Genomic DNA, 15,642 nt, shown 5'->3' on the forward strand with positions numbered 1-15,642 from the left:
TTAAAAAGTTCTTAAGCTGACCATCCTGCTTGCCTATAACTTGTTCTTACTTATCAGTAAGGCAGTAGAAAAGCATGACAAATTTGCAATCTTAACATTCTAAATCAAAACAAAAAATTGTATGAAAAGCTACACCAAAATTGTAAAGCGTTTTTTTGCATTGGCTACTCCAGCGATCGCTACTTCGATATTGGCAACCTTACCAAGCCAAGCTGCTACCATTGCATATTCTGAGTCAAAATTCAACATCAACAACTTTAGTACTAGCCCTTCAGATGTTAGGACTTTGACTGATAATGTAACCACAGCAATTAGCACAGGTGGTCAAGTAACTGCTGATGCTAACGCTGAGGCTAAGTTTAATATCGATACAAACAACTCTGCCTCCAATTTGTCCTTCAGCCAAGCTCAAGGTCAGGGTGATGGCTATACAGGGTCGGCGGAAAGCTTTGCTGGGATTATCGGTTATGATTTCATAGTTGACAAAGAGTTTTCTTTTGATTTCAGTGGCTTATTTAACCTGAAAACATCCATTGATGATGCCGTGACTGAACGTGCAAATGCTCGTGGAGAGTTCTTATATCAGTTATACGACAGCGATACTGGTAATCTTTTAGACTATTTCAAGATTTCTGGAAATTTATCAACTATAGGTAACAATGATGCTTTTGTATTTGAACCGAGTAGTAACATAACTCTTGATTCAAATCAGACTACTATTGATAAATCTTTTGGCGGAACACAGGAATATGCTTTGACTAGCTTTAAGGGTAAATATTCCCGTACTTTCGATAAGTTAACTCGTTTAACCTTAATAGAATCTAAAAGTAATCAGGTGAGCGTCTATACTGTCCCAGAACCCTCAACAATTGTAGGTTCGCTGTTTACTTGCACTATGTTTGGTGCTGTCTCGATACGCAAGCGTAAAAGAGCTTCTTCGCTCGCGTTGTTGGTTAATAAGGATTGATTTAAGGTCTGTAAAACTTTCTTTTGTCACTGCTCATATAACAATACGGTTCAGTTAAGCCCAAAAACCTGATGTGAGACGCGATAATCGCGTCTTCAAAGACCAATAATTCTTAACTGAATCGTATTGGACTATATCCGAAAGCGCCCAGAATGCGATCGCTCTTAGTATTTGTTGAATTATATTTCTAGCTTAGAGCATGTTGGTCAACTCTAGTATCCTTCCCGGAAATTACCTCAACTGTGCGGAATCCCAGCACTGCCAAAAGATTATTTTCGGGAAGCTTGACGGGAGCAGGTTGATCGCCGTCACCGGGAGCGGGGAGGGGATAGGCAGTCGCCGCAGCAGTGTGGAAGCGAATATTGCCTTCGCTATGCTCAATCACTTGATGGATGTGCCCCGTTAACACTGTTACCGATGCAAAGCGAGATAGCAGTGAAAGCAACTTAGCCGAATCAGCAGTTGCCCATCCCCATTTGGGATAAAGATCGTATAGAGGAATATGACTGAAAACAACTAAAGGTGTATCCTGTTTTTGGTTTGCCAAATCTTTGGAGAGCAAGTCCAGTTGCGCCTCACCTAGTTTGCCCGTACCGGTTATCCCAAAGTCCAGCACATTGGTCAAGGAGACAAAGTGTATTCCCCCCCGATCCCAAACCTGTAAGCCTTCTTTGACATCTTTGCGGTTAAAAGCTTCCTCGTAGGCTTTGCCGCGATCGCCAATCGTATCGTGTTCCCCTGGTAGGGTAAATAGTGGGACTTTCAATTGAGAAAGCAGTTGTTTGGCCAGATCGAATTCTTCTGGTTTAGACAAATGGGAGATATCTCCGGTGTGAATGACAAAGGCTGGTGGAGTAGGTAAGGCATTAATCGCATCGATCGCTTTCTGAAGTGTATCGGTCACGTGTTCATTTGCAGGTTTTTTGAAACCGATGTGCGTATCGCTAATTTGAACGAAGGAAAACGGTGAAGCCGTGGATGATTTTTGAGCATTTGGTTCTCCCACCTGACAGGCAGTTAATAAGCCATTTCCACCAACAGCCCAGACAATACCGAGTCCTGTCCAGCCTACGTGTTCAATAAATTTTCTGCGTTGCATTGGTATTCCTCTGGTTAGTTTTTCTTATTTGTTACCGTCAGCGTCCCTTTCATAAAGGGATGAACTGAGCAAATATAGGGATAGGTTCCGGGTTTAGTGGCGGTGTAGTTCCAGGTTTGATTGGTATCCAGTGCTTTAGAGTTGAAAGTACCATCCGTAGCCGTAGCCGTGTGGGGTTCTTCATCGACATTGATAAATTGAACAGTTTTACCAACAGCTAGAGCCAAATTCGCTGGCTCAAATTTGAAATTACGAATTTTGACCGTAGTATCGGCAGTTTGTTGAGTAGTTTGGGGTTGCTCCTTGGGTTGAGCTTTCATCGCCATTGGTTGGTTAGTCGTTGCCTTATGGTTTGGACTACAGGATGACAACGACAACAGGATGGCCAAGAAGGCACTGGCGATCGCTATGAAAAAATAAGAAATGTATTTCATCAGCGTTCTTCCATCCGTTTTGGTTGACGGCGTTTAGCAAACAGTCCAGTCATGCTCACTCCGGTAGCCACTAAGCCAATTAGACCTAGCCCATTTAAAACTGGCACAATGGCATCGAGTTTGAAGATTTGCAAGGTGTGAACAGTAATTAAAAATCCAGCCAGTTCTTCTTGATGCAACCATGTGTCGGCGATGGCAACGAAGCAGCCAGTCACAGCAGTAAAGAGTAACGGCAAACAAAAGACTATGGCAATCAGCCGATGATACTTGCGAAATGTGTTTTTCATCATAATTAGTTGAGCAACGTCAGTTTTTTAGTCTGCTGTAAATCCTTGCAATTGATTTTCAAGGTTATGGCGATAGCCTCGATCGCTTAACGCTTGCTCAGGTAGTCGATTCGCTTTGACAGCAGCTTGAATAATGTCTTGAGCCGCGATCGTTCCAGACGCGATCGCGGATATCAATGCACCATTGCTGGGAATGCCTTGGTCTTTTAAGTAGCCTTGATACGCAAGAGTTGCCAGATTAAACGAATTAAGCTGGTTTGTAGAAGGTTGCTTTGCCATGTAGGGATTGAAGCTGGTTGGTGCAGTTTGGGTCTGCGCCGCAGCAGGCAAAATGGCGGCAAACAGCAGCAATGTTGTTAACAGCACAGAAATAGAGCGTCGCATAGAATTACCTCTAAGATTGGTTGTTTGGCTACAGCGGTTTTACTGACCTTCAATGCTGGGATGCAGCACAAATTTTCAGGCAAATCGGTCGAATCCAAACTGCCAAAGAAGGGCGTTGCAAATTGACGATATAAATTTCGTCGGGACATTGCAGTGCAATGGCCAGTGTTAAAAGCTGTAGGAGTGGGTAGGTAAGCAATTAGCGCGATCTCAGGAATTTAGTTGCAACTTCTGCCTGAAAAGAATGCTAACTGGGTTACTTACTTGTCTCTACCTTTAAGACGACTGGCAACTAATTTTGGATTTAAACTTTTTAAATGTCCTTGCTAGACTGCTGTTTGCGGTTCGTTCGATTTGGGGTGCAAGTTAATCAGAACGAAATAACCGACTTCTAAAAAATTTCGACGCTAGACTCATCCAATTAGCTTCATCAATCGTTTTAGAGATAAGAGTAGGTTTGCTCTATGCTCAAAAGAAGTTATGAAATCAGGATTGGCACTCACGCTGCAAGATACATTAGGCATTTTTGCAGAGAAATTAGCCTCGGTCTATTCACCTGAATCTATGGATCTAAGTTCTCGCGATCGCCATTCATCAGAACCTTCATCGAAGAGCGATGCTGCACTTTTGGATGACCTGAAGGCACATCTGCCAACGGCGTTAAGGTGTCTCTACGAGCGCTACGGCAGCGTGGTGTATGGAATGGCGCTGAAAGTTTTGCAAAGCCAGCCGGAAGCCGAAGACCTAACCCAGGAAATTTTTCTGTCATTATGGCAGCGTCCGGTTGACCCGGCTCACCACGATCGTTTGATGCGCTACCTGATTGTCATGACTCGATCGCGGGCGATCGACAAACTGCGATCGCGCAGTCGCACCCTTAATTTGGTGCAACGTTGGGGGCAGAACGTTACTGCTGCACCCCCCGCGCCTACTCCGGTTGAGCAGGCTGTTTTCAATGAGCGATCGCAGCAAGTGCGGCAGGCATTGACTCAGCTTTCAGATCGGCAACGACAGGTGATTGAACTGGCGTATGATGCCGGACTGAGCCAATCAGAAATTGCCCAACAACTGCATAAACCCCTGGGAAGCGTGAAAAGCTGGACTCGCCAGGGACTCTTGAAACTGAAGCAACTTTTACAACACTCCATTGACTAAGGTTATGACTGAACCCCTTACTCCTCAAGCAATCGAAACCTTGGCAGCAGGCTATGTTGTGGGCGACCTCGATCGCGCCGAACTAGAAGTTTTCGAGCAACTGCTGGCAGAAAATCCAGCATTAGTGGCAGAAGTGAAGCGGCTTCAGGCAACTTTAGACCAGGTTGTTTACAGCTTAAATAGCGTTGAACCGCCTCCCCATCTCCAATCTGCCATTCTGGCTGCCGCTACCACGACTTTCCAATCCTCCCAGCCCAAACCATCTCGGCTTTTCTGGTACAACGTTATGGGTAGTGTCGCGGCACTCCTAATTCTGTATTTAGGAATGGATAACTATCGCTTGCGACAGGATTTCCGTATGGCTAGTGACATCAATACCCTACTGCAACAGTCCCAGACACAACTTTTCTCTCTCAAGGCTGTGAATGCGTCGGATACCGCTACGGGTAGCTTTGTGGTGAATCTAGGACAAAGACAGGGAATTCTAGCCGTGCAAAATCTGCCAGCTCCCCCCACAGGAAAAGTATATCGACTTTGGGCGATCGCTGATGGCGAAAAAATTCCCTGTGGCACTCTGAAAATTAATCCCCAGGGAAAGGTGCTAGATAAATTCTGGATGCCTGCCGACTTTTATGACACAGGTATCTCTGGATTATTCGTGACTTTGGAATTGTCTGAAACTAGTCGTTATCCAACCGGAACTATAGTGATGCAGAGTAACTCATTGACCAATATCTAACCTCAGTAACTCATGCTCTATCCCTCAAAATCAAAAATCTGCGTTAAGGTCAAGCCATTCGCACCTATTGGTCTGGAGTGGTAATTAATCCCATAGGATTACCTAATCCAGCACTGATAATTGCAGAGGTAGGAGCAAGAGTTGGTTATTTACCAGAGCAATAGCTATTAATTTCATTGACTATTGAACTTTCTTCGCTACTACTCTTTTGCAGAGATACCAAAAAGCCCTTTGCTGCTGGTAGATTCTTTTTATCTATGGCTGTTGCTGCATTATTCAATTGCTTGCTGATGTTCTGATAAAGTGTGATAAAGCGTCCTTGAAAACCTTGCAATTTTTCATCTTTAATTTCCAGTGCTTTCATCTCTTTGGCAAGTGGATCTATCTTACCAGAAAGTTCAGTTAGAGCTTTGGAACCTTTTGCGGGATTGGGATTTTTAGCGAATTCCTGACCTAGAGTAGATCCCTGATTAGCAACTTTTATGATTTTGTTACATTGAGCAACTTTACTTTCGCCACAACCTGCAAATAATAAAGCGATCGCAGTAGTGACTGAAAATATAAAACTTTGCTTAAATACGTGCTGCATAGGTTCTATGATCTCCAACTATGTTTCGTGAAAGTTGGGCAATCGAAATGGAGGATGGCGAAAATACTTTTTCTAAAAAGAATCTTTATTTTTGTTTTTAACTCTCTTTCTGCCCTGTTACTTTATACTTCATTTTTTCGATAATGCGTATGTAATTACACGTAAATCAGCATAAATATGGGGAATTCCCCATTTAAGTAAGTCGCTGCAATAAAACCAAACTGTGTCAACAAAAGTAAATCTGTCCATTTAAAATACGTCTGAGTACACACCTAAAATTTTGTTTAGCTCCCAGTAGAACAATAGTATCGCTCTCCTATTTTCCAAAGCTGGAGCGCAACTATTAGAAAGATAATGCCTGCGATTGGCGATATATAACAAAACCACAAAGGCACTAAAAAAGCATCTTCTTTTTCAAGTACTGCAAGCAAAGGAAAATAACTCACGCAAGCAAGCGGTATCAAGAAAGTAAAGAATCGCTGAAACCACTTGCTATAAATTGCAAGAGGGTACTGAGCCGTTTCGACTCCTCCATAAGTGAGGATATTCATAATTTCGAGAGATTCAATAGTCCAGAAGGTGATGGTTGCTTGCATAATAACAATGCCAACAAAGAGCGCGACTCCACCAAGAAATGAAGTGCCTAAAAGCCATAAAATTTTAAAATTTAAAGAAATGTGGAGAGATGAAAGTGACCACCACATAACAACAATTCCTTGAAAAAGTCTTCCGATTCGTTTTAAAGTAAACTCTTTACCTAACAGTTGAAGTGCTGTGGTGCGTGGACGAACAAGTAAACGGTCGAAGTCTCCACTTTTAATTATTGTTGTAAATGAGTCAAACCCTTTTCCAAGTGCATCAGCACAGGCGAAAGAAATATTAACTACTCCATAAAAGAGAGCAACTTCATTTAAAGTCCACGTACCAATACTATTAAAACGACTAAAAAGTGCCCAGATTCCAAAAAATTCAACAGCAGTGCCTAAAAACTGTCCTATAACTTGCAGCCAGAAAGAAACTTTGTACTGCATTTGCGAATTGAAAGATACAGAAATATATCGGAGGTAAAGCAAAAAATCATTCATAGTCGCGTTGCAATTTTTATCTAAAATAAACTATTTAACCTATTTTAATACTTAAAAAATTACTAATTACTAATTACGAATTATTGACTTATCCTCCCTGAATTACAAGCTTCCTGATGCCATATCTCACAAGAACACGCCCAAGGATAATAATGACAACTATCCAAAAAGCTTGATGCAGTAATATATAAAACAGGGAATTTGGTTGAAGGTTTCCAGTAAAAAGACGAAAAGGTTTGTCTATTAGTCCTGAAAAAGGAAGTGCATTTACAAAAGGCTTGCTCCACTCAGGAAAAAGTGGCAACGGAACAATCATGCCAGAGAAGATAGTAACAAGAGTAGGTAGAATACTATTAATTCCTTCGCCCGAAATTGTCCACATCATTGATACAGTCAGAAGCATAGTTAATGCAGATGAAAGTAAAATTGCGCCAATAAAAGAGAGAAAAAAGGCAACAAAAGAAGCAAAGGAGGGTGGAAAAGAAAGCGACCATTCATCAAGCCCAAAAATGCGAAAAATAAAAATTGTGACTCCAAGAAGCGGAATGCTACGAAGTATCAGGGGCGTTGTGCGAAGTGCCAAAGCGCGAGTAAACCAAAAATTATAAAGGTCTGTGGGTCGGAGAAGATCGTATCCTACAGCACCAGTTCGGATGAGTTCTTGAATATCTCTATCACCTCCCCAAGGGACAATTGCCATCAAAAACGCCTGTCCCAGCCACACATATCCTACAGCTTGTTGAAAAGTCATAGGTTGAGCAGAGGTTGTATGAGTAAAGAATGCCTGTAAAACCATTACTTTTACCAACCCCCAGAAAAGCTGAGTTCCAATGCCAGCCAAAGCAGCAGCACGGTATTGCAACAGCAGTGTAAATCTAGCAACAAACAGTGACCAATATGCTTTCATGGGAAAATTCCTGCTGAAATTGCATAAAGTTCCGCAATTATCTCTTCAATAGGTGGATTTTCTACAAAAAGATCCTCTACTTCATGTTGTGAGGTAACTTGGCTAATCAAAGATGCAGCAGAAAGCTTGGTAGGATCGAAGGCGAGAGTTACAGTGCGACCTTCTTTAGAGATAATACTGACTCCTTGTTGTTCAAAGAAGAAATCATCCTTTGCTAAGTCGATTCTTAAGTACCGACGCGAGGAAACTTGAGAACGCAATGCTGCTAAAGTTCCATCACAAAGGATTTCACCTCCACCAATAATAATTATGCGATCGCACAATGCCTCGATATCATCCATATCATGAGTAGTCAGGATGGTGGTCACTTGATGAGTTTTATTCAGGGTTTTAATAAATTTTCTGACTGCAAGCTTGGAAACTGCATCAAGCCCTATCGTCGGTTCATCAAGAAAAAGAATTTCCGGTCTGTGAAGCATTGCGGCTGCAAAGTCACATCGCATCCTTTGACCAAGGCTTAACTGCCTCACCGGAGTAAAGAGAAAGTTTCCAAGACCAAGCAAATCAATCATTTCTTCGCGTGTCTGACGATATTCTGATTGGGGAACGCGATAAATATCCCGCAGCAAATCGAAAGACTCAATTACTGGCAAATCCCACCAGAGTTGTGTTCTTTGACCAAACACTACACCGATACGATTAACGTGCTTAATTCGATCTTTCCAAGGAGTTCGTCCGCCAATTAGGCATTTTCCACTAGAAGGTACGAGAATGCCGCTTAAAATTTTAATCGTAGTCGATTTACCAGCCCCATTTGGGCCAATGTATCCTACAAGTTCTCCCCGTTCCAGGGAAAACGAAACTCCTTTGAGGGCATAAACTTCTTTAGTTTTTCGCTGCACAAGTCCTCGTATTGAACCGAAAAGCCCAGAGGAACGTTCAGACACAAAGAAAGTCTTCCTGAGATTTTCGACCAGAATGTGAGACATATTTTGTTAGTCTGTTATTGCCAAGAAAGGCAGGGTACAGGGGGCAGGAGGCAGAAGGCAATAAAATGTAAAATGGGCTTGGCTGGATTAGGAATTGTCTTGGTAGTAGCTGGGGTGAGTAATGTCGGAGCGATCGCTAGGCAAATGAAAAATTTCGAGATATATCATTTAATAATAAGTAAATTGCCAATGCAATCCCCACGTCTTTTTCCCTACACCCTACACCCTACCCCCTACACCCTTCTTCATGACGCAGGCATTCACTTACACCGCTAAAATGATTTCAAGGAAACTCTTCAGCAGAACCACAACGCTGAAAAATAACCTGTAAGTATTATCTGGTGCGATCGCAGGAGGCAAAAAATGGGCTTGGCTGGATTAAGAATTGTGTTGGTAGAACCAGCTGGGCCGATCAATATCGGCGCGATCGCCAGGGTAATGAAAAATTTCGGTCTATATAATTTAGTATTAGTGAACCCCCAATGCGATCCGCTATCGACGGAAGCTTTGATGATGGCTGTTCACGCTCAGGAAATTATAGAATCTGCGGTAATAGTGGCAACTTTACCAGAAGCATTGCATGGATGTGTACGGGCGATCGCTACTACTGGTCGCGTTCGCAGTTTAGAAACACCTTTAGAAAATCCCCGCACTGCACTACCCTGGTTACTGGAGGAGCCAGAAAAACCCACAGCCCTGATTTTTGGCAGAGAAGACCGGGGATTAAGCAATGAAGAATTAAATTATGCACAGAGGTTTGTTGGCATTCCCACAAGTCAAGATTATGTCGCCCTAAATTTGGCTACTGCTGTCGCAATTTGTTGTTATGAATTGTCACAATCTGCCCAAAAACTTGACACTCAAACCTTACCTCAAACTGAACTCGCACCCTTGGATGTTGTGGAAGGATACTACCAGCAATTAGAATCAGTATTACTGAAAATTGGTTATGTATATCCCCATACGGCAGCTAGTCGGATGGGAAAATTTCGCCAATTATATAATCGCGCTCACTTGAAAACTGGGGAGGTGGCCATGCTGCGAGGAATTTTGCAGCAGGTAGAATGGGCCCTGAAAAACCAGAAGAATAGTGAAAACTTGTAATTATTCGTTTAATATATACGCAATCATCTCCCCAAAATAATTAATATGGCTTAAACTAAACACAAAAATGCTACTTAGTGGCAAAGTGGAATTTGAGTATTAATATTGCTTAAAAATTAAGTTTGGGGTCAAGAGTCTGCAAGAAAACAGTCAAGTGGGTCACAAGGAGTAACGGTGTCAGAATCAAGTGGCGAACTAACAGCTTTCTCGCGGCGTCAACCCTTAAATCGCCGCCCGCAGCCACAAAAAGTTCAAAAAGTGGTAAAGAAAAGAGTTAAAGCTAACAGTCAGCAGCAAACTACAAATGGACAAGAAGGGGCACTAACACGCCCAAAAAATCAAATTAGTCCTCCCCCAATCCCTGGCGCTACACGTAGGGTAAAATCGGGGTTAGTTATGCCAACGGCAGTAAAACCAATACCTAGTGTTAAGGGAAAAATTCCTCCCTTTCGACCGGGTGCTGTGATGGTTAAAACAGTGCGGATGGAAAAGCCAAAAACAGGCAGACGCTCATCGCGAAAAACCCAGTTAAAGCCAATGGCCAAAACCGTATTGTATGTTTTGCGGTTATTGATTGTGGGTGTTGGGATGGGTGCAATTGTGGGCACTGTATTGTCAGTATTAGACCCAGCCAATCGCATCAGCACAAATTCGGCGTCGCAATCTAATAATAATGTTAGTAATGTGGCGCGATCGCAACCACAACCTACCCAAACTCCCCCAGCCGCAGCTTCGAGTCTCTACCTATCTCAAGAAATTACCTCTTTGAAAAATGCCGTGCAAAATTTGGCGGCCACCAACCCAAATCTTACACCGGGAATTTTCTTAGTAGATTTGGATACTGGTAATTATGTAGATATCAATGCCTCTACGAGTTTTCCGGCGGCTAGCACGATTAAAGTGCCGATTTTGATTGCCTTTTTCCAGGATGTAGACGCGGGGAAGATTCGCCTAGATGATATGCTGACCATGCAACAAGATATGGTCGCTGGCGGTTCAGGAAATCTGCAATACAAACCACCAGGAACTCAGTACGCCGCTTTGGAAGTAGTCACTAAAATGATTACAATCAGCGATAACACGGCGACAAATATGCTGATTGCCCGACTAGGAGGAATAGACGCTTTAAACCAGCGTTTCCGTAGTTGGGGATTGACAACCACAACAATTCGTAATCAACTCCCAGATTTACAAGGGACAAATACCACTAGTCCTAAGGAACTAGGAAATTTGATGGCGATTGTGAGTCAAGGAAATTTAGTTAGTATGCCATCACGCGATCTCATGCTTGATATCTTGCGTCGCACCCAAAAAGACACTCTGCTGCCAGCAGGTTTGGGAACAGGTGCCAGAGCATACCACAAAACGGGTGATATCGGTACAATGTTGGCAGATACAGGTTTAATTGTGGTTCCAACTGGCAAGCGCTACATAGCCTCTGTAATGGTACAACGTCCTGCAAACGATCCTCGCGCCGAAAAATTGATTAGCTCAATTTCTCGTGCAGCCTACCAAGAGTTTAGCCAGAATGCTGTCACGCCAAACACCACTACAAACATACCCACAAATGGTTATCAGCCCCAGGTTGCGAATCCTGCTTTACCTAACGCTACAACAGGCACTGCGCCCATGAGCATTTATCAGCCTCCTGTTGCCACTCCTGTACCTAACGGCATGGGAAGTACAATACCCACAAACGGTTATCAGCCCCAAGTTGCGAATCCTCAATATTATCCTCAAAGATAATTTGTAATTCGTAATACTTTTCAAACAAATGAAACTATTAAGATTTGATGATATTATGATTAGGGTCTAAATTACCATTCAAATCTTAAGAGTTCCAATTCCTAATAGCTAGTTTTCAACATTAAACGCAATTTATTTTGAATATTTATAGTCAATTAAATTGTTCTAACAATGTCTCAACACTAGCATTACGATCCAAAAAAGAAAATAAATGCCAGTAGCGCAGTTTTCCTTCTTTATCTAATACAAACTGTGCTGGTAAAGGCGCTCCCAGTGCCTGCCCTGCTTGATATGTACGAAATACTCGACAACTAGGATCGCTCAAAAGTGGCATTTTTAAGCCTAAATCTTTGACAACTATTTGACTTTGCCTTTCATCGGTACTAGTAATCATTAAAACTTCTATACCGCGATTTTTGAATTGCTCGTAGTTTTTATTCAAGGCTTTGATGTGAGGAAAACAAAGAGGGCAATATTGCTTTTCGGTAAAAATGCGAGTAAAAGCAAGTAAAACTGGTTGTTTGCCTTTATAATCAGACAACTTTACTAAAGTTCCGTTGGTAATATCTGGCAATTGAAAGTCAGGTGTTCCTACTCCCAATCTGAGTTGATTACTAGCTGGAACTGGTAAAAAATTACGGAAGAATCGCTCATTTAATAAGCCACTAAAGTCAGTTGAAGTCAACATATTTTTAACCTTGGTTATTTAAATACTATTTTAGAAAAAACCACAGATATTTACGGAGGTTGACATTGTTTAATGTGTATCTCTGTTTATCTGTGGTTTTCATTGATTTTGCTTTCAACTCCAAAAAGCTGGATTAGAGTTTTTTAGCTAGCGAAATTTAGACAGCAGAGAAGTAGACTTTAGACTTCACTGGGTCAGGATTCATGGTCTTATCACCAGGTTGCCAACCAGCTGGGCAAACTTCGTCAGGGTGAGACTGAACATACTGAATTGCTTGTAATGTCCGCAGGGTTTCATCAACGCTACGACCAAAAGCTAGATTGTTAATCGTGGCGTGCTGTATAATACCATCTTTATCGATGATGAACAGACCACGCAAGGCAATGCCTGCTGCTGGGTCAAGAACGTTGTAAGCGGCGCTGATCTCTTTCTTGATGTCGGAGACTAGAGGATAATTCAGGTCGCCAACGCCACCAGACTTACGATCTGTTTGAATCCAAGCGAGGTGAGAAAATTCACTGTCAACCGAAGCCCCAAGGACTTCAGTATTGATTTTCTTGAATTCTTCGTAGCGATCGCTAAATGCTGTAATTTCAGTAGGACAAACAAAGGTAAAGTCTAGTGGGTAGAAAAACAGGATGACATACTTACCGCGATAATCGGAAAGTTTGATTGTCTTAAATTCCTGATCTACCACAGCCGTTGCTGTGAAATCGGGAGCTTGTTGACCAACGCGGAGGCTTCCTTCGGTTCCATAATTAAGGGACATTAACCTAATTCTCCTTTATCGGTTTAGTAGCGTTGGAATTTGGGTCAAGTAAAATTTACCCATCCACGCTCTCACAGTTTAATTACGATCTGTTACGACTATATCATACTCATAACGATTTTGAGTAGCAAATGTCTGATTTAGATACAAGAGAATGGTTGCTTACCAACGGCTTAGGAAGTTTTGCCAGCGGTACAGTTTCTGATGTCCGCACGCGTACTTATCATGGTTGGCTGTTTGCCGCCACAAACCCACCTTCTGGAAGGACTCTGCTGTTTTCGCACCTAGAAGCTAGCTTGGAAATATTAGGGCGCGTTGTGGCACTGGGGACAAATGTTTGGGGTAACGCTCAGATTGAGCGAACAGGCTATGAACAGCTACGCTGTTTTGATATTAACCCAGTTCCTAAATGGACTTGGGGTCAAGATAACTGGCAATTAACCAGACAATTGGTGATGCCCTATGGTTTGGTGGGGAATGAAGGCTGGGGATTGGGGATTGGGGACGAAGGGACACAGGGGCAGGGGAGCAGGGGAGCAGGGGAGCAGGGGGCAGGGGAGCAGGGGCAGGGAAGAATAATTTATAACCAATGCCCAGTCCCCAGTCCCCAGTCCCCAGTCCCCAGTCCCCAGTCCCCAGTCCCCAATCCCCAATTTTGCCATCGAATTTTAATCCAGTATCGCTATGAGGGAACTGAAACAGCGATTTTACGGTTGCGACTGTTGATAGCAGAACGTGACTTTCATCACCAGCAGATTGCTAGTCAAGAATTACAGTTTTCACAATTGCTAGGGGAACAGCAAGTCTGTTTACAAGCAATCAATTCTGGGCGCTTCGGCATACCTTGGCACTTGCGCTGGACACAAGGAAATTATCAACCAGATGCAGTTTGGTATTGGGATTATAGATTGTCTGAGGAGACAAAACGGGGATTAGGCGACAAAGAAGACCTCCACAGTCCTGGTTACTTGATAGTCACACTTCAACCAGGAGATACGGTAACTTTAGAAGCACGAGTAGGTTTTCCCGACTCAGTACCAGATGTTCTCACCGTCAAAACCTTCGCAGAAGCTGTGGAGGCAGAGCAAGAAAGGCTCTCACAGATTTTTGGATGGAGAGAGGGAGGTAGAGGGGCAGGGGAGCAGGGGGGTAGAGGGGCAGGGGAGCAGGGGGGCAGAGGGGCAAAGGAGCAGGGGAGAAGTTGCAGTAAGTTTTTCCCCTCTGCCCCTTTTCCCCTTGGCACCTCTGCCTCTTATGCCCAATTTCCAATCTGGCAACAACTACTCAAAGCAAGCGATCGCTTTATCGTCTATCGAGCCTCAATTGCAGGCCCTACGGTTATTGCTGGTTATCACTGGTTTAATGACTGGGGACGCGATACATTAATCGCTTTACCGGGGTTGGCATTAGTTCCACAGCGTTTTGACCTCGCAAAAGGAGTATTGCGAACTTTTGGGCATTATTGTCGCCACGGTTTGATTGCGAATGCATTTCCCGATCTCAATGGCGAACCAATTTATAACAGTATTGATGCGGCATTGTGGTGGATTGAAACTTTAGGACTTTATTTAGAAGCTACCCAAGACTGGGATTTTTTGGCAGAGCAATTCCCTGTAGTACAGCAAATCTATAAAGCGTTTGTCGGTGGTACACATTTCAATATCCAGGTCGATGCTACCGACGGACTAGTTAGTTGGGATGCTCGTGGTGTAGCTCTCACCTGGATGGATGTGGTAATTGGGACACACCCCGTCACACCCCGTTATGGGAAGCCAGTGGAAATCAATGCACTGTGGTATTCTGCTTTATGTTGGCTGAGTCAATGGGCAGAGCGCTTGAGCCAAATGGAATATGGCTCACCAGTGCGTCTCACTAAGCAAGCACAGCGTTATGCTAACCAAGCACAACATATGAAAACCTCACTGCAAAAATTCTGGAATCCTCAGCTAGGTTATCTGTACGATACTATTGAACCAGACGATCGCCGGAATTTTCAAATTCGTCCCAATGCCGTTTTGGCACTGTCGTTACACCATTGTGGGTTTTCCGAACAGCAAGGGTGTCAGATATTAGATTTGGCAACTACCAGCTTGCTCACTCCTTATGGTCTTCGCAGTCTCGATCCAGGAGATCCAGAATATAAAGGAAAATATGAGGGCAATCAACAGCAACGCGATCGCGCTTATCATCAAGGCACTGTTTGGACTTGGCTAATTGGGCCGTATATTCGGGCTTGGCAACGTTTTTATCCACAACAATCGTTGCCTTTTGATTGGCAACCCTTGCTCGATCACTTTTTCTTTGATGCTTGTCTTGGTTCTATTTCTGAGATTTTTGATGGCGATTCACCTCACACACCCAGAGGAGCGATCGCTCAAGCTTGGTCAGTTGCTGAAGTAATCCGCTACATAAAATAGTTGTAGGATAAAGATGGTCTTGGATAATTATTCTTGATTAATATACATTCACAAATTAATATTGCTAGTTGGAACCTACAAAACCCTTACTATACAAGCTTTTTAGTAATTTATTTAATTATTTAAAAGTGACTAGAGATTTTCGTTTATTTCACCAATTTAGGCCGCAAAACCAAAGATATTTATTTTCTCTTGTGAGAAAATATCCTATAAGAAAACTTCGTGGATGAGATGTAGTATTATTGAGAGTAGGAATGTAATTAAGGCTTAATATACATACTCT

At 42.9% G+C, this 15,642-nt stretch carries 16 protein-coding genes; 6 read left to right on the plus strand and 10 right to left on the minus strand.

The annotated features are described in order from the left end of the window. Nucleotides 1-121: 121 nt before the first annotated feature. Nucleotides 122-967 carry a PEP-CTERM sorting domain-containing protein gene (locus tag RMY64_RS03860; RefSeq protein WP_322672555.1) on the plus strand — a complete coding sequence of 282 codons (846 nt, stop codon included), beginning with the start codon at nucleotides 122-124 and terminating at the stop codon, nucleotides 965-967. A 187-nt stretch (nucleotides 968-1,154) separates the two neighbouring features. Here RMY64_RS03860 and RMY64_RS03865 read toward each other — a convergent pair whose 3' ends face one another. Genes RMY64_RS03865 through RMY64_RS03880 form a run of 4 tightly spaced genes read right to left on the minus strand, consistent with a single transcriptional unit; the run spans nucleotide 1,155 to nucleotide 3,171 of the window. Next, a complete protein-coding gene (locus tag RMY64_RS03865; RefSeq protein ID WP_322672556.1) occupies nucleotides 1,155-2,066 on the minus strand; it encodes a metallophosphoesterase family protein in 912 nt (303 codons plus the stop codon). Between the two features lie 14 nt (nucleotides 2,067-2,080). Next, the gene (locus RMY64_RS03870) at nucleotides 2,081-2,500 is read right to left on the minus strand and encodes a cupredoxin family copper-binding protein (protein WP_322672557.1); all 420 of its coding nucleotides are present in this window, start codon (nucleotides 2,498-2,500) and stop codon (nucleotides 2,081-2,083) included. Continuing rightward, on the minus strand, nucleotides 2,500-2,790 hold the full coding sequence (locus RMY64_RS03875; RefSeq protein ID WP_322699354.1) for a peptidase: 291 nt from the start codon (nucleotides 2,788-2,790) through the stop codon (nucleotides 2,500-2,502). The genes RMY64_RS03870 and RMY64_RS03875 overlap by 1 nt, the downstream gene beginning before the upstream one ends. Before the next feature lie 24 nt (nucleotides 2,791-2,814). Beyond that, nucleotides 2,815-3,171 (minus strand): hypothetical protein, encoded by a 357-nt coding sequence (locus tag RMY64_RS03880; protein ID WP_322699355.1) that lies wholly within the window; start codon nucleotides 3,169-3,171, stop codon nucleotides 2,815-2,817. A gap of 480 nt (nucleotides 3,172-3,651) precedes the next feature. Here RMY64_RS03880 and RMY64_RS03885 point away from each other — a divergent pair, with 480 nt between their 5' ends. Beyond that, nucleotides 3,652-4,326 carry a sigma-70 family RNA polymerase sigma factor gene (locus RMY64_RS03885; RefSeq protein WP_322699356.1) on the plus strand — a complete coding sequence of 225 codons (675 nt, stop codon included), beginning with the start codon at nucleotides 3,652-3,654 and terminating at the stop codon, nucleotides 4,324-4,326. Between the two features lie 4 nt (nucleotides 4,327-4,330). Beyond that, nucleotides 4,331-5,065 (plus strand): anti-sigma factor, encoded by a 735-nt coding sequence (locus RMY64_RS03890; RefSeq protein ID WP_322699357.1) that lies wholly within the window; start codon nucleotides 4,331-4,333, stop codon nucleotides 5,063-5,065. 145 nt (nucleotides 5,066-5,210) lie between these two features. Here RMY64_RS03890 and RMY64_RS03895 read toward each other — a convergent pair whose 3' ends face one another. The 4 genes from RMY64_RS03895 to RMY64_RS03910 form a co-directional block, all read right to left on the minus strand. Further along, nucleotides 5,211-5,654, minus strand: coding sequence for a hypothetical protein (locus RMY64_RS03895; protein ID WP_322689769.1), 444 nt, complete (start codon nucleotides 5,652-5,654; stop codon nucleotides 5,211-5,213). A 284-nt stretch (nucleotides 5,655-5,938) separates the two neighbouring features. Continuing rightward, entirely contained in the window at nucleotides 5,939-6,685 is a 747-nt protein-coding gene (locus tag RMY64_RS03900; protein WP_322699358.1) for an ABC transporter permease, read from the minus strand. A 142-nt stretch (nucleotides 6,686-6,827) separates the two neighbouring features. Beyond that, nucleotides 6,828-7,646, minus strand: a complete 819-nt coding sequence (locus RMY64_RS03905; RefSeq protein ID WP_322699359.1) for an ABC transporter permease — start codon at nucleotides 7,644-7,646, stop codon at nucleotides 6,828-6,830. Then, nucleotides 7,643-8,635: an ABC transporter ATP-binding protein gene (locus tag RMY64_RS03910; protein ID WP_322699360.1), complete on the minus strand. Its 993-nt coding sequence runs from the start codon at nucleotides 8,633-8,635 to the stop codon at nucleotides 7,643-7,645. The genes RMY64_RS03905 and RMY64_RS03910 overlap by 4 nt, the downstream gene beginning before the upstream one ends. Before the next feature lie 363 nt (nucleotides 8,636-8,998). Between RMY64_RS03910 and RMY64_RS03915 the strand changes: the two genes are divergently transcribed. Together RMY64_RS03915 and RMY64_RS03920 are read left to right on the plus strand one after the other, a co-directional pair. After that, nucleotides 8,999-9,739 (plus strand): RNA methyltransferase, encoded by a 741-nt coding sequence (locus tag RMY64_RS03915; protein WP_322683145.1) that lies wholly within the window; start codon nucleotides 8,999-9,001, stop codon nucleotides 9,737-9,739. 174 nt (nucleotides 9,740-9,913) lie between these two features. Next, on the plus strand, nucleotides 9,914-11,485 hold the full coding sequence (locus tag RMY64_RS03920) for a serine hydrolase (RefSeq protein ID WP_322699361.1): 1,572 nt from the start codon (nucleotides 9,914-9,916) through the stop codon (nucleotides 11,483-11,485). Nucleotides 11,486-11,636: 151 nt separating this feature from the next. Here RMY64_RS03920 and RMY64_RS03925 read toward each other — a convergent pair whose 3' ends face one another. Both RMY64_RS03925 and RMY64_RS03930 read right to left on the minus strand, forming a co-directional pair. Beyond that, a complete protein-coding gene (locus tag RMY64_RS03925) occupies nucleotides 11,637-12,173 on the minus strand; it encodes a peroxiredoxin (RefSeq protein ID WP_322672569.1) in 537 nt (178 codons plus the stop codon). A gap of 157 nt (nucleotides 12,174-12,330) precedes the next feature. Continuing rightward, nucleotides 12,331-12,942: a peroxiredoxin gene (locus tag RMY64_RS03930; protein ID WP_322687605.1), complete on the minus strand. Its 612-nt coding sequence runs from the start codon at nucleotides 12,940-12,942 to the stop codon at nucleotides 12,331-12,333. Between the two features lie 131 nt (nucleotides 12,943-13,073). Between RMY64_RS03930 and RMY64_RS03935 the strand changes: the two genes are divergently transcribed. Continuing rightward, nucleotides 13,074-15,359: an amylo-alpha-1,6-glucosidase gene (locus RMY64_RS03935; RefSeq protein ID WP_322699362.1), complete on the plus strand. Its 2,286-nt coding sequence runs from the start codon at nucleotides 13,074-13,076 to the stop codon at nucleotides 15,357-15,359. The last annotated feature ends 283 nt before the right edge of the window (nucleotides 15,360-15,642 follow it).

It is taken from the genome of Nostoc sp. DedQUE08 (assembly GCF_034530895.1).
Lineage (GTDB): Bacteria > Cyanobacteriota > Cyanobacteriia > Cyanobacteriales > Nostocaceae > Nostoc.

Coding starts and splice junctions, on each gene's coding strand:
- RMY64_RS03860 (WP_322672555.1), top strand. CDS start 122: ATGAAAAGCTACACCAAAATTGTAAAGCGTTTTTTTGCATTGGCTACT.
- RMY64_RS03865 (WP_322672556.1), bottom strand. CDS start 2,066: ATGCAACGCAGAAAATTTATTGAACACGTAGGCTGGACAGGACTCGGT.
- RMY64_RS03870 (WP_322672557.1), bottom strand. CDS start 2,500: ATGAAATACATTTCTTATTTTTTCATAGCGATCGCCAGTGCCTTCTTG.
- RMY64_RS03875 (WP_322699354.1), bottom strand. CDS start 2,790: ATGATGAAAAACACATTTCGCAAGTATCATCGGCTGATTGCCATAGTC.
- RMY64_RS03880 (WP_322699355.1), bottom strand. CDS start 3,171: ATGCGACGCTCTATTTCTGTGCTGTTAACAACATTGCTGCTGTTTGCC.
- RMY64_RS03885 (WP_322699356.1), top strand. CDS start 3,652: ATGAAATCAGGATTGGCACTCACGCTGCAAGATACATTAGGCATTTTT.
- RMY64_RS03890 (WP_322699357.1), top strand. CDS start 4,331: ATGACTGAACCCCTTACTCCTCAAGCAATCGAAACCTTGGCAGCAGGC.
- RMY64_RS03895 (WP_322689769.1), bottom strand. CDS start 5,654: ATGCAGCACGTATTTAAGCAAAGTTTTATATTTTCAGTCACTACTGCG.
- RMY64_RS03900 (WP_322699358.1), bottom strand. CDS start 6,685: ATGCAGTACAAAGTTTCTTTCTGGCTGCAAGTTATAGGACAGTTTTTA.
- RMY64_RS03905 (WP_322699359.1), bottom strand. CDS start 7,646: ATGAAAGCATATTGGTCACTGTTTGTTGCTAGATTTACACTGCTGTTG.
- RMY64_RS03910 (WP_322699360.1), bottom strand. CDS start 8,635: ATGTCTCACATTCTGGTCGAAAATCTCAGGAAGACTTTCTTTGTGTCT.
- RMY64_RS03915 (WP_322683145.1), top strand. CDS start 8,999: ATGGGCTTGGCTGGATTAAGAATTGTGTTGGTAGAACCAGCTGGGCCG.
- RMY64_RS03925 (WP_322672569.1), bottom strand. CDS start 12,173: ATGTTGACTTCAACTGACTTTAGTGGCTTATTAAATGAGCGATTCTTC.
- RMY64_RS03930 (WP_322687605.1), bottom strand. CDS start 12,942: ATGTCCCTTAATTATGGAACCGAAGGAAGCCTCCGCGTTGGTCAACAA.
- RMY64_RS03935 (WP_322699362.1), top strand. CDS start 13,074: ATGTCTGATTTAGATACAAGAGAATGGTTGCTTACCAACGGCTTAGGA.